Consider the following 14643-nt stretch of genomic DNA (forward strand, 5'->3'; position numbering starts at 1 on the left):
AATTGGTGGGAATAGCGGCCTTTAACCGTCAACATACGTCCGGTCTCATTCATTAGAATGACGCCCCTACTTTTACTCTCTGCAAATCGGCTTCTACCATAATACGACATAATGTTTCTAAGTCTGTCTTTGCTTGCCAGCCAAGATCCTTTAATGCTTTTGTCGGATCACCAATTAATAACTCTACTTCAGCAGGACGATAATAGTCTGGGTTGATCTCTACTCTTAAAGCCCCACTTTTTTTATCGTACGCTTTTTCCTGCTCATCTTTTCCTCTCCATTCAAGATCCACACCAATGGATTGAAATGCCAGAGTAGCAAAATCTCTTACCGTCACAGTGCGCCCGGTTGCTAATACATAATTATCTGGAGTAGATTGCTGCAACATTTGCCACATACCTTGCACATACTCTTTTGCAAACCCCCAATCTCGCTTCGCATCCAAATTACCTAACTGAATGCATTCTTGCTCACCTAGCGCAATTCTCGCAACGGCATCGGTGATTTTTCGAGTAACAAACTCTTTTCCGCGCAAAGGAGACTCATGATTAAAAAGTATGCCACTGCTGGCAAACACACCGTAGGATTCTTGATAATTTACCGTCATCCAGTGGGCATACAGCTTAGCAATACCATAAGGGCTGCGTGGGTAAAAAGGCGTTTCTTCAGTCTGAGGGACTTGCACTACCTTACCAAACATTTCTGAAGTGGACGCTTGATAAAAACGCACACTTGGGTCCACAATACGAATGGCCTCTAATAAATGAACCGCGCCTTTTCCCGTAATGTCGAGCGTTGCAATTGGTTGATCGAAAGAAACACCGACGTAACTTTGTGCGGCTAGATTGTATACTTCTCTTGGTTTGATTTGCTGAATCAAACGCATGCTGGCCGATGGGTCTGTTAAATCGTATTCCACCAGTTTTAATTTAGGATGATCCAATATACCCAGCTCTTGCATTCGCCAGAAATTAACCGAACTGCTACGCCGATACGTTCCGTATACTTGATACCCTAGATCCAATAAATACTGTGCCAAATAGGCCCCATCTTGTCCGGTTATTCCCGTTACTATTGCCTTCATAGTGTTTTTTCTTCCACTAAATTCATTATTTCATTTTTCATGCTATTCAATTGTTTCTCTACCATCCCTGCCGTAAATAAAGACGTGTGCCGATTCGCTATTATTGGCCAGCTGTGTTGTTGCAGCCATTTTCCACGTTCAATTAATAAGGCATCAAACGCATTGGAGGAAGCTCGCTCAGCAAACTCTTTTAAAAAATGATGAATGGGTTCCGCACCATAACCGGCAAGTGAATGCGTCACCTCTCTAACCTCATCAAATATTGGTGCCGGGGTCGTTGCTACATGCTCGCAACTGATTATGGCATTACGTACTGCGCCACTGCATGACTCTAACGTGAACTGATAAGGCAAAATCAAGACATTGCATTCAGACAATAACGATTCACAGTCATTGATCGGTAAGAAGTCGGTGTACCAGTCCACTTTTTCCTGCAGCCCCAATTGCTTTATCAAGCTTTCACAGCGTTCTTTTTCATAAAAAGATGTGCCATCAGGACGAACAGCATTCACAAGACGCAACCGACTGTGCTCAGGAATAGAGTGTCGATCCAGTGCCATTGAAAAGCCTTTGATTAAAATGTCTACCCCTTTATGCGGCAGTAAGAAACCAAAACTCCCCACAATAAAATCCTCAGAAGGGGAATATGGCATGTGACGGCTTGTTGTCTGGCTATTTTTTATTGGAGACATAGGCGCTTTCACACCATGAGGCATCAATAGCACGTTATCGGTTAAACCAAGACGTTTTAGGGTATTTAAATCATCAACCGCGTGCACCAATATTCTGTCAAATAAGCTTAAGCAGGTTACCGCTGACTGCAGGCTGTTGTTATCATAAGACAGTAACGGTCGCGTTGTGTGCAATGTGATATAGACCAACTTCCCTTGCTGCCGCTGATAGGCAATGCCATTCGCCACCTTTTGAGTCAAACCATAAAAAGCGAAATGGTGCTGCAACCAAATCACGTCACCTCTAATGTCTTGACTTAATAAGTCAGGACCATCACCACCATAGACCCAACTGTCGACAAAAGATAACCGTCCATCCAATTCATTTTCAATAAAGCGCCTTTTCAAAGGATGATGGATACAGATTTTTGCACTATTAGGAGACAACCCTGCTATAAGAGAGTGACTATACTCCGCGATTCCACACTCTTCTCCCCAAGTTGAAAACAAATCCACCTGCAAATTACAGGCTCTTTTTTGATCCACCTTGTTTATCTTTATTTTTTGAAATTGCTGAATATTCCAGATAGATAATAAGAGCTTTTGGGTGGCATTCTTTTCAAAAAAGACCGTTTGCACACTTTGGTGTAAGTTATGCGCTTTTTCCTGCAAAGAAACATCACTCACTTTTATCTTTTCAGCCACCAATTGCAAGGTGTTCGCCAACTTAGGAACACTGACTTCCGTCCAGACCGAACGACCATCGTTAACGTGGGTATCTGCATTAGCAAAACGAAAATCCAACAGATAGGCATTCTCTTCATCCACAAAATCCATGTGAGCGCCATATCCAGTAACAATTAAGGCTTTTTTATACACCCCCGCTTCGATTGCCGGTAAATTTAATCCTTCTCCTCTCGTTGGCAACACCACCGCATCCGCCTGTTGATACAAAAGCGCCATTTCGGCTGCACTCATATCTTGCTCAATGATCTGGATCCGCGCTTGTAAATGAGGACGAACATACTGCTGCAACCAGCTTTTGATTTGATTATGAGGGTTGGGAAATGTTTTGATGACTAAATAAAGCGTTTCATCTTCTGCCGCCGCTTGATCAAAAGCCTCTAATAGTAAATCCACTCCTTTTCTTGGAAAACATGACGAGACATGTAGAAACGTCACCTTATCCTTACCCACTTGCGGCAATTCATCTGCAACGCTGGTGAAGGTATCGCCTTCTTTCGCTGCCGTATCCAAAGCCTCAGATACTTGAGGGTAAGCCTCTAAAGGCAAAGGTGTCACTTCAATTGGCAGAACACAACCACTATCAATCAGGGCTTTTTTGACAAACCAAGTGGTCACTAGAACACCATCATATTGCTCATTCAATTGATCAATAATGGCTTGAGCCACCTTTGATTCTTCCCAAAAAAACAAGGCAATCGAGGTTTTATCCTCTTTTTTCGGCGTTATAAGTGGATAATGATGATAAATTGATACCTCAGCACCGTCGCTAACCGTACTATGAATTGGCTTATTTAAACGTCGATTTAACCGCTCTACTTCATCTATCCCTTTTGGCGTATCAAACACCTTTGGCGCCATCTCCCCTTCATAAGGTTGAATGCGCCAATCTACAGAAGGGGTCTCTAGCAAACAGCGATTAATTATATGACGGTTTACTGAAGCCAAGCTGTAACTGCCATTAAAGTGGCCAGTTAAGACAACCTTTTGAATGTCTCGCTCAACTCGCTCTAACCGCTCAGGCGTAACCTGTAAGTCGTCATAGTGTGAACGCACTGGACAGGGGGTTACAGCTAATAGATTTTGATAATCTTCTGCGTTTCCAGGGTCTCTTTTAATAGGCGTAATATTTTGCGGCACAGAAGCCAGTAAACGCTGTAACCTGTGCTTTACAAAAGGTAAGTGATTTAAGATTTTTAAGGCAAAGACTCGTAACCAAGGGATCCCCATCAGTTTTCTAATTAAAGCAACCATTGCTTTCCTAACCGTTTGTGTGATCAGACCTAAAACAAGACGACTTTGTTTTAATAACGGCATTAGTTTGCGTCTCCAGCCACAGGATTAATGGGTTGTTTTTGCGGGGTGCATTCTTGTTCAAAAGCGTTTGAATTATGATTTATTTCTTTAGACACAATCTTTTGATTAATAGCTGGCATTAAATAATTGGTTCCAATAAAAAAAGGCTCGTGCGCATTATTTACTTCAAACACAAGCGCATAATCTAGCCAATGATAATTGGCGTCTAAATGCGTGTCACTTGCATGTAGAGAGATCGATACATTATAGCTTCCCGCTCCTAAATTCGCGGCAAAGGTGGCGTCAATTTCCAGCGTCTGTCCTTTAACGAGTTCAAGCAAAGGTTGCTGTAAATGATGCGTATTGGTACCAAAAATTGTCTGACCAATACGATCCTTGATCATATACCCTACCACTAATTCAGGTAGGTCTTCATGTATATCAAGCTGAATTCTCATGGTAACCATCTGACCAACTAAGAGGTTGCCTACTGGTTGCCCTTGACTGTCTAGCATGGACACTTGCTTCACTTTCGCTTCACCGGTACCAGAACTGGTTTGTACCACCCCATTATCAAGCTGCGTTATTTCTACTGCGCTATTTTTTCTACTGGATAACGTTGCATTGTAATAATCCATTACTAGATCTGGCGATCCGTCTTGAACCACACCCCCTTGGTCAAGCAAAATGACACGATCGCATAAGCGAAGTATGGCCTCTTTATCGTGTGACACAATTAACAAAGAGGTGCCTTCTTTTTGGATTTTTCGAATACGGTCGAAGCTTTTATGCTGAAAATAGGCATCACCTACGGATAATGCTTCGTCAATAATTAATAAATCTGGGCGGAACGCCGTTGCTACAGAAAAAGCCACGCGCATTTGCATACCACTGGAATACACCCTCATAGGTTGATCAAAATAATCCCCAATCTCGGCAAAGGCTTCAATTTTTGGCATGATTTTTAAAATTTCATCATGCTGCTGACCCATTAAGGTGGCAGAGTGGTACGCATTTTGACGTCCTGTTAATTCATTATTAAAGCCCATGCCTAACTCAAGGATAGCAGCAACACTGCCATTGACAGAAATGGTACCAGCGGTTGGCTTTAATGTACCGACAATCAGCTTTAATAAGGTGCTTTTACCTGCGCCATTTTCTCCGACCAAGCCAACGGCCTCACCTTTTTGCATAGAGAAATTAATGTCACTTAAAATAGACGTTTTTTGCTTTGGCTGAGCGCCCGTTAACCAGCTAATAATCCGCCTTATTTCTGTACCGTAGTCTAAATAGGCTTTGCCCACCTGTTTCACTTCTAACAAGTATTTCATCGTCATAACACATCCATCATTTCAGCGTTTGCACGGCGGTATAGCAACACACCAATCACAGACAGAAAAACGGATAGAAAAAAAACAACCAGCAAAGACCCTACATCCGGCGTTGATTGATAAGCCAGTACTTGATGAAAACCATCTACTATATGATAAAGCGGATTCAATGGTAGCAACATTTGAATGCTTTCAGGCACAACATGGGCGGGGTAAACAATGGGGGTAAACCAAAACAGCAACTGTAAAACAATACTCATTAGTTGCCCTAAGTCCCTTATAAAGACATTTAATGTACCTAATATCATACCAACACTCAAAGCAAACATTAAGGTAATAAGGGTAAGTATAGGCAACCAAAGCAGGCTCAACCAATGCAAATGAGACAATAAAGCAAAGGCAATTAACGCAACCACCAATAGTATACTGTAGCCGATTACACTGGTTCCTAGCACAATGATTGGCAGCGTAATTTTAGGGAAATTGATTTTTTTTATTTGATTGCTGTATTCAATAAATACCCCGAGACAACGTTGCACAATATCCGTGAAGAGCGTCCAAGCCAACATACCTGAAATCAAATAAATAGCGTAGGCAAATTGACTGTCGATGCCGGGTAACTTAGAACTGAGGACCGCCGACAAGATCAAGGTGTAAATCAATACCATCGCCAAGGGGTGAATCAACATCCATAGACCACCTAGAAGGCTACGACTAAATCGAGTGGTTAAATCATTGCGGATGGATGAAACAATAAAGTGTCGCCATTGCCATAAATTTTTAAATAACGCTAACATTAGGTAAAAGCCTTTCTCATAAATTCGTTTTCATCCAATAGGATTAACTACGCGCGTTATTAAACGCGTTCCAACGAGTTGCCATCTTTTCTAATAGGTTATCAATAAAGGTTTGCTCAGAAAATCGTTGAGCATTCTCAACACAGGCATCACTATCCCATTCTCGTGCCTCGAATCGATTGATCGCTTCAATAATAGACTCCACACTTGCTTCGTTAAAAAATAAGCCTGTCTTGTTGTCTAAAATTGTTTCCGTTAACGCACCTCGACCAAATGCGATCACCGGCGTTCCTACCGATTGCGCTTCAATAGGCAGTATGCCAAAGTCCTCTTCAGCCGCAAAAATCAGCGCCTGAGCATTGGCTAAATACTGATACAAAATGACATCGCCCTGATAACCTAAATAACAAATGTTAGCCTTTTTCTCTTCATCTAATTGATTTATCTGAGTTTCTAAACGTGCTTTTTCTGGACCATCGCCGATAATTATAAGTTTGCGATTTCCCATTACAGCCAGTGCTTCTGCAATAAGCGGTATGCGTTTATATGGAACCAATCTAGATGCCGCAATGTAATACCCGTCTTTTTCTAAGAAAGGCACAAAATGCTGATTCACTGTGTCTGTGGCAACCGGAGGATAAACAACATCACTAGAGCGGCGATAGCATTTATCAATACGGCGACCAATATACTTAGAAATAGCAATGATATGATCCGGCCTTAAGCTACTTTGACTGTCCCATTTACGAATGCGATGCAGGCTATAACGCATCAGCCATTCAGATAGTTTATTCGGGTTACTCTGCTGTAAATACTCATGCTGCAAATCCCACGCATAACGCATTGGAGAGTAACAATAACTAATATGAAGGGTATCTGGTCCAGTAATTACGCCTTTGGCGACAGCGTGACTCGACGAAATAACCAGATCAAATTTCGATAAATCAAATTGTTCCACCGCAAATGGCATTAATGGTAGATAATGACGGTAATATTTTTTTGCGAATGGCAATTTTTGAATCAAAGACGTGTGTAAGATTTTTCCAACAAGCGGCTTTGGCAAAGCATCCCCAAAAGCATTGACCATGGTAAACACTTCAGCATGGGGCCAAATGAGCAGCATTTGTTCTAAGACTTTTTCCGCGCCCGACCAAGAGACTAACCAGTCATGAACAATGGCCACTTTTAAGGTATCTGAGGTTACCTGCATTATTTTGTCCGTACCGCCATCGTTGGCATTAAGTTTTATCATTGACGCCCATACTTGTCATCAAAACGAACGATATCGTCTTCTCCCAAGTACTCACCACTTTGGACTTCAATTACAATTAAATCTGTTTTTCCTGGATTTTCAAGACGGTGCTTATGTCCTGCGGAGATAAAAGTAGACTCATTTGGACTGAGAAAAAACGCATTTTCATTATTAATGACTTTTGCACACCCCCCTACGACCACCCAGTGCTCACTTCGATGATGATGCATTTGTAATGAGAGACTGCAACTAGGCTTAACGATAATACGCTTAATCTTAAAACTCTCACCTTCTTCTAAAACAGTATAATTCCCCCACGGTCGATAGACTGTTTGGTGCGTGATATGAGTATCTCGACCTTGTTTATCAAGCTCTAATACTATTTTCTTTACATCCTGCTCAGCACTTTTATGGGCAACTAATACCGCATCACCAGTATTAACGATTATTAAATCATCAATACCTAGCGTAGCCGTTAGCTGCCCTGGACTATACACATTAGTATTACGAGTTTTGAGAGCAATCACATCTCCATACAAATGATTACCTTCCGTATCTTGAGGCATCAAGTCACTTAACGCACTCCAAGAACCGATATCACTCCAGCCTATATCGCAGGGAACAACCGACACTTTGTTTGATTTTTCCAGCAAAGCATAATCAATTGATACGTCTTCAACTTTTGCGAACGCGTTAGAAGACAATTCAACTTGTGTTGTTGTCGCGTTTTCAGTAATCGATGATTCTTTAAACGTCGATTTTATTTGTGACAATAAACTCGGTGAAACCGTCTCTACTTCTTGTAATAAAACACCAGCTGTGAAGCAAAAAATGCCTGCATTCCAATAATAATCGCCACTTTCAACATAAGATTGAGCAGTAGCTAAATTGGGGTTTTCCACAAAACGCTCTACTCGAAAGGCCGATGGTCCAGCAACACATTCCGATTTAATGGATTCTTCTTTACTGGAATGAATGTACCCATAACCTGTTTCAGGGTATTCGGGGTGAATACCAAACGTCACTAATTGACCTTCCAAAGCAACATCATAAGCCAGCTTAACGGCTTCTGAAAAAGCGTTTTCGTTTGCAATTAAATGATCTGCAGGCATTACCAACATAACCACATCAGGGCCATGTTTTAGAAACAGTTGATAGGCCGCAGCAACAACCGCAGGAGCGGTATTACGACCAAAAGGCTCTAGTAGATAATGCAGATTTAACGCATTACTGAGTAATCCTTTTGATTGCATTTTGATGATTTCGTCCTTGGTATGAAAGTAAAGATCTCGATTAGTTACTATCATCAATTCATTCGCGCCAGACACCGAAAGTGATCGTTTCAATGTTTTCGCCATCAGCGTATCCCCGTCAGGCAACGCAATAAAAGGCTTAGGATGCTGTTTACGAGATACAGGCCATAATCGACTGCCAACGCCACCAGATAAAATAACGGGCACCAAAGGTATTATTGAGTTATCCATAATTCGACATTTAACCTAGTTATAACCTGATAGGAAACAAGTATCGACTTTAGTCACTACGATTTTATCGGCTATGGAACTCCCAACACATCGACGCGCAATAACATAAAGACAGATTAAAGCTAGCGATATTAACACATTTTAAAATAATGGCTTACAAAAAATTCGAACTTACTTTACGGTGTTACTTTCTCGCTAAAAAGTTTGCCAAGAGGGCATGCCCTGATTGAGTTAATATGGATTCCGGATGAAATTGCACGCCTTCGACCTGTAAAGACGTATGTCGAAGCCCCATAATTTCATCCATATTTCCTGAGTCATCTTGTGTCCAAGCCGTAATTTCTAAACAATCTGGTAATGTCTGCTGATCAACCACTAAAGAATGATAACGTGTTGCAATATGGGGGTTCGGTAGACCGGTAAATACAGAGCGGCCATTATGATAAACCTGAGAGGTTTTCCCATGCATGACTTGTTTTGCCCGAATCACATTTCCACCAAACACTTGGCCAATACTTTGATGACCTAAACAGATACCTAAAATAGGAATTTTGCCAGCAAAATGTTGAATCGCGGCGAGTGAAATTCCGGCTTCATTTGGCGTGCAAGGCCCTGGAGAAATAACCAAATGCGTAGGAGCAAGTGCGCTTATTTCCTCGACTGTAATTTCATCATTTCGATAAATCACAACCTCTTTACCCAGCTCACGAAGATACTGAACCAGGTTATAGGTAAAAGAGTCATAATTGTCGATCATCAGTAACATGGAGCCATGGCCTTATTTCTAGTGTGAATTCTTTTATGAAGCAGGATCATACCTATAGATTTTACAAATAAAACTAAACTGCGTACTTTTTTTCATTTTTTAAGCAAAAAATCATTTTAAAACCAGTACACTTTCAAAGGTATTAACATACTTAATAATGACTCTATTTTATGATTGAGCTAAGAAGCCTATTCTAAAATGACTTATCGAAAGTGCCTAGTTAAACACAAACCGCTATACTGGTTTAAAATAATAAGAGGCATCAAATAAAACACTGAGGTTGAAAAAATCCGCCTCATGAGAGCGCTAAAGCCCGGTATAAGTACTGATTCGTCATTGAAAATCTCTAAAATGCCCCTATTTATCAAGATATTAGCGGGGTAAGGAATGCTTTCCTACATGGCAAACTCCATGCTATTAGAGATTCTTATCCCACTGTGTTTTTATTAAAGGACTTTGCATGTTTGCCATTGATCATCAGATCTTAATTGCCGCTGTACTCTTATTTGCCGGAGTCATTTCCAGTAAACTTTCCCCCCGTATTGGTTTGCCCGTATTGGTTATTTTCCTTGGGATCGGGATGTTAGCGGGGGAAGATGGTATTGGCCGAATTCAGTTTGATGATGTGCAAACCGCCCATGCATTAGGAACATTAGCCCTGGCGGTGATTCTCTTTGATGGCGGCCTGCAAACGTCTCTTTCTTCAATCAAGCTAGTATGGAAACCCGCTAGTGCATTAGCCACCATCGGCGTTGCCATTACCGCTGGTATTACCGGCACCGCCGCGGCGTATATTCTAGATCTCCCATTGCTTATTGGCTTTTTGCTTGGCGCCATCGTTGGCTCAACAGATGCCGCCGCAGTCTTCACTATTTTGCGCGGGGCCGGCATTCATTTAAGTCCTCGCTTGAAATCCACTCTGGAAATTGAAAGTGCGTCCAACGACCCAATGGCGATTTTCCTCACTATTGGTATTTTACAGATCATCACTATGGATAATGCCCCTAGTTTTGAACTGGCATTGCTTTTTGTCCAGCAAATGGGGATAGGTAGCCTAGTGGGCCTGGCCATTGGCTATCCAGCATTAAAGCTAATTAATAAGATCACCTTACAAGCACCAGGGCTGTATCCGGTTATGGTGGCCGCATGTGGCTTGCTGTCTTTCGGTGTGGCCGCCACATTAGGAGGCAGCGGTTTCTTAGCCATCTTTATTTCTGGGGTGATTATTGGCAATGGCCGCTTTGTGTATCAACGCGCCACTTTCCTATTTCACGACGGCCTCGCGTGGCTCTGCCAAATCAGTATGTTTGTTATGCTCGGATTACTCGTTACTCCGTCTTCACTGATTCATGTCTGGAAAGAAGGGTTATTAATAGCGTTAGTCTTGGTATTTGTTGCTAGGCCGCTTGCCGTTGCACCTCTGCTTTCTCTTTTTGGTTTTAATAAACGAGAGATAGGTTTGGTTGCTTGGGTTGGCTTACGTGGCTCAGTGCCTATTATTTTGGCCATCTTCCCTTTGTTGTTTGGACTTCCTGAGGCCCCGCTTCTTTTTAATGTCGTATTTTTCGTGGTGCTAATTTCAGCCACGTTACAAGGCTCAACACTGCCTTGGATGGCAAGAAAATTAGGCTTAATTGAAGCGCCACCCGCCACGCCTTCAGTTACTTTAGAAATGGCCGCTCTAGCCGAGGTGGATGCTGACATAGTGAGATATACCCTAGGAGAAAACTCAAAAGTATCCAATTTGACTGTTTTTCAGCTGGCACTTCCCGAAGGCGCCGTTGTCGCCATGATCGTTAGGCAAGACGATGTATTTCCACCAAGGGGTTCAACAAAACTGCTGCCTGAAGACCATTTATTTATCGTGCTTAAGCCTGGATTACGTGATTATGTCGATTGCATCTTTTCTACTATCGAGCCAAATCTTGCAACAGACTTGCCTAACGGCACCTTATTTTTAAAAGGTTCTTCTACTCTTGAAGATATCGCTAGAGCCTATGGGATTCGAATTGGCGCAGTTGATAACAGCAAACTTTCTGCTTTTCTAAAACAAGAGATGCCCGTCTTAGAAGTGGGTCGTCAATACAAAGCAAAAGAGGGTGTTTTCACTATTACCTCTCTGCAAGGCTTAGAGATAGGAACCGTTAGCTTTACAAGATTAGAGCAAAATTAACCGTTTCTTCCCCCTCTTAGCCTTTGGTCGATATGAATTTCTCCCCCATGATATTTGAAGGAGTAGGAGGCGCTCACAACCCGAGAGTCATTTGTATCACTCATAATTAGCTCGACACAGCTGTAGGTTATCAGTAAATCTATATTTAAGTGAATTACGTTTCTAAAGACATCCAATAACCGTAGACTTTTATTTAGAAGAATTTCATTATGCAGACCTAATTTTGTCACTTCATTTTCATAAGGTATCGGTAACATAGTGACGTCGTCTCTCGACAAAAAACAGGTTCAGTCGCTTCGATAAAGTGATAATATTTCTTTTAATACAATATCTTATTTAGGCGTTCAGGTTGCACTGACGACTCTCGTCATAATAACCTGTAGAGAAGAGATGCGGAGCAAAGCGTTTTTATTATAAACAAATGAGGAGCACACACCATGCAAAATAATGTTGCCGAATTGGTCGATACCCTCATTGTAGAAGACCTATCTGAAAAAGACATTAACCGAGCCTTATCTGATTTAGAGCCGGAAGAGGTTGCGCTTGCTTTAGAGTCCTTACCACTTGACCAACGGATGCAAGTTTGGGACACCATCAAAGAGGAGGAGCGTCTCGATATTTTTGTTGAGTTACGAGGAGAGGCCCGAGCTCTGATTTTAAGAGAGCTTGATGAAGAGAGAATTGATTTACTCTTTAAAGACATGGAAGCCGAAGACCTCCTTGAAATTGACGACTCTCTGCCTGATCGATTGGTTGATATTGCGCTAAAGCGCATGAACAAGAAACAACAAGAATACTATCAACAAGCCAACACCTATGATGATGATGAGGTGGGTCACTGGATTAACCACGATATTTTAATTGCGTCACAGAACATCAAGGTCTCCGAAGCGTTACGCTTACTCAAAAAAGAAGTATCAGAATACAGTGATGTTATCTATTTAGTGAACCGAACAGGTCGGTGGGTCGGTTGCGTGAAATTCCACAGCTTAATTGCTGCGCAGCCCCACGTACCAATTTCAGAGCTAATGATAGAGGATTACCCTTCGCTTCTTGCCGCCACAGATGTCGTAAAAAGTGCGGACGCCGTTGAACGCTCTGGGCATATTGCTCTGCCTGTACTGGATGATAATCAGACCTTACTTGGGCGCTTTGACATTGGTTCGGCGATGGAGATTTTACGAGAAACGTCTGAAGGTCAGTTAATGTCTACAGCTGGTTTGAACGAAGAGTCTGACCTTTTTGCCCCTGTAAAACGCAGTGCTCGAACTCGTGGTTTATGGCTCGGTATCAATTTATTAACGGCTTTCTTGGCGTCTGCTTTCATCGGTATTTTTGAGGCCACATTACAACAAGTAGTCGCACTTGCTGTTCTTATGCCTGTTGTGGCGTCTATGGGAGGTATCGCCGGAAGCCAGACATTAACGCTTATTGTACGTGGTCTCGCCTTAGGTCAAATAACCCGTAGCAACTTATTTTCATTGTTAGACAAAGAGTTACGTGTTGGTGGTTTAAATGGATTTGTTTGGGCTATTGTCATTGGTATCATTTCCGCTTGGTGGTTTGAAAGTTTTGCCCTAGGATGCGTCATCGGGATGGCGATTGTTGTGAATATTATTATGGCGGCACTGTCAGGTGTGCTGATTCCGGTACTATTAGACAAGCTCAAATTAGACCCTGCTTTGTCTGGTTCCGTGATACTTACCACCGTCACTGATATTGTTGGTTTTGTTGCCTTCCTAGGCTTAGGAACCTTGTTTTTAATCTAAGATAAATCGCGTTAATTATTGAAGGTAATAAAATGACTTGGGATACCTTACAAGAACTGGTTGGTTTAGGGCAGAGTCAAGTAAACTGGATTACCAAAATCTTTTTTATTGTCTCTGTTACCCTAATTTTAAACTTTATCATTAATCGATTATTTCTTCGTATCGACAAACAATTAGAACGCACTAAGACCTATTGGGACAACGCCATTCTGAATGCCGCGCATAAGCCTTTCACATCGGCCATTTGGCTCATTGGCTTTGCACTTGCGTTTGAGATTTCCGAAAAAGAATTAGCCCCACAGATGGTTACTGTCATTGATAACATCAGGCAAGTGGGTGTCATTGCTCTTATTACCTGGTTTATTACTCGTTTAGTTAAAAACAGCGAATACATTCTGGTTTCTCCAGAAAAAATGAAACAGCCAATGGATCTGACGACGGCATCAGCCATTAGTAAACTCTTGCGTGCTTCCATTGCAATCACCAGCTTATTGGTTATTTTACAGACTCTTGGCTACAGTGTTTCTGGCGTATTGGCGTTTGGTGGTGTTGGTGGTATTGCCGTGGGTTTTGCTGCAAAGGATCTATTAGCCAATTTTTTTGGCGGCTTAATGGTGTATTTGGATCGTCCATTTTCAGTAGGTGATTGGGTACGCTCTCCAGACAAAGAAATTGAAGGTACTGTCGAGAATATTGGCTGGAGACAAACTCGCATTCGAACGTTTGATAAGCGCCCTCTTTATGTACCTAACTCTACTTTTTCAGTGATTTCTGTTGAGAACCCATCTCGCATGACACATCGTCGTATATACGAAACCATTGGAATTCGTTATGACGACGCCAGTCACATCGCCAAAATTATTGAACACGTAAGAACCATGTTAGAAGAACATGATGAAATTGATGAGAAACAAACGCTGATTGTTAATTTCAATAAATTTGGCCCTTCGTCTCTGGACTTCTTTATTTACACCTTTACGAAAACCGTTAACTGGGTGCACTACCACAAGGTAAAACAAGATGTTTTATTACGTGTTATGAACATCATTACTGATCATGGCGCTGAGATTGCTTACCCAACACAAACTTTGCATATAGCACAGCAAGAAGACATGCTGTTGTCACAAGAGAGCGAAACGAAAGCGAACGAAGAGGCATCGATTCATAAAGCTTAATAGCGACAAATGACTATCACGATTGCGGCGATTCAATGCAAAAGCACCGTACCACAAACGCAGTAACACGGTGCCGATCAAATGGTTAAGGAGGGTCTGGT

10 protein-coding genes are annotated in these 14643 nt (G+C 41.9%); 3 read left to right on the forward strand and 7 right to left on the reverse strand.

Translation table 11 applies throughout. From position 1 onward, the window contains the following. Positions 1-52 precede the first annotated feature (52 nt). The 7 genes from gmd to IEZ33_RS16130 form a co-directional block, all read right to left on the reverse strand. The gene (gene gmd / locus IEZ33_RS16100) at positions 53-1084 is read right to left on the reverse strand and encodes a GDP-mannose 4,6-dehydratase (protein ID WP_191601034.1); all 1032 of its coding nucleotides are present in this window, start codon (positions 1082-1084) and stop codon (positions 53-55) included. Beyond that, entirely contained in the window at positions 1081-3816 is a 2736-nt protein-coding gene (locus IEZ33_RS16105; RefSeq protein ID WP_191601035.1) for a glycosyltransferase family 4 protein, read from the reverse strand. The genes gmd and IEZ33_RS16105 overlap by 4 nt, the downstream gene beginning before the upstream one ends. Then, positions 3816-5132 (reverse strand): ABC transporter ATP-binding protein, encoded by a 1317-nt coding sequence (locus IEZ33_RS16110; protein WP_240009558.1) that lies wholly within the window; start codon positions 5130-5132, stop codon positions 3816-3818. Before IEZ33_RS16110 ends, IEZ33_RS16105 begins: the two co-directional genes overlap by 1 nt. Beyond that, a complete protein-coding gene (locus IEZ33_RS16115) occupies positions 5129-5923 on the reverse strand; it encodes an ABC transporter permease (RefSeq protein ID WP_191601036.1) in 795 nt (264 codons plus the stop codon). Before IEZ33_RS16115 ends, IEZ33_RS16110 begins: the two co-directional genes overlap by 4 nt. Before the next feature lie 43 nt (positions 5924-5966). After that, positions 5967-7175, reverse strand: coding sequence for a glycosyltransferase (locus tag IEZ33_RS16120; RefSeq protein ID WP_240009559.1), 1209 nt, complete (start codon positions 7173-7175; stop codon positions 5967-5969). Next, entirely contained in the window at positions 7172-8659 is a 1488-nt protein-coding gene (locus IEZ33_RS16125; RefSeq protein ID WP_206696867.1) for a mannose-1-phosphate guanylyltransferase/mannose-6-phosphate isomerase, read from the reverse strand. The genes IEZ33_RS16120 and IEZ33_RS16125 overlap by 4 nt, the downstream gene beginning before the upstream one ends. Before the next feature lie 184 nt (positions 8660-8843). Continuing rightward, positions 8844-9425, reverse strand: a complete 582-nt coding sequence (locus tag IEZ33_RS16130) for an anthranilate synthase component II (RefSeq protein ID WP_191601037.1) — start codon at positions 9423-9425, stop codon at positions 8844-8846. 460 nt (positions 9426-9885) lie between these two features. Between IEZ33_RS16130 and IEZ33_RS16135 the strand changes: the two genes are divergently transcribed. From IEZ33_RS16135 to IEZ33_RS16145, 3 genes are all read left to right on the forward strand, one after another. Further along, complete coding sequence (locus IEZ33_RS16135) at positions 9886-11598, forward strand: potassium/proton antiporter (protein WP_191601038.1); 1713 nt, start codon at positions 9886-9888, stop codon at positions 11596-11598. 437 nt (positions 11599-12035) lie between these two features. Then, positions 12036-13367: a magnesium transporter gene (gene mgtE, locus IEZ33_RS16140; RefSeq protein WP_191601039.1), complete on the forward strand. Its 1332-nt coding sequence runs from the start codon at positions 12036-12038 to the stop codon at positions 13365-13367. 32 nt (positions 13368-13399) lie between these two features. Then, entirely contained in the window at positions 13400-14542 is a 1143-nt protein-coding gene (locus IEZ33_RS16145) for a mechanosensitive ion channel family protein (protein WP_191601040.1), read from the forward strand. Positions 14543-14643: the final 101 nt, after the last annotated feature.

The sequence above is a fragment of the Marinomonas algicola genome, assembly GCF_014805825.1.
Taxonomy (GTDB): domain Bacteria; phylum Pseudomonadota; class Gammaproteobacteria; order Pseudomonadales; family Marinomonadaceae; genus Marinomonas; species Marinomonas algicola.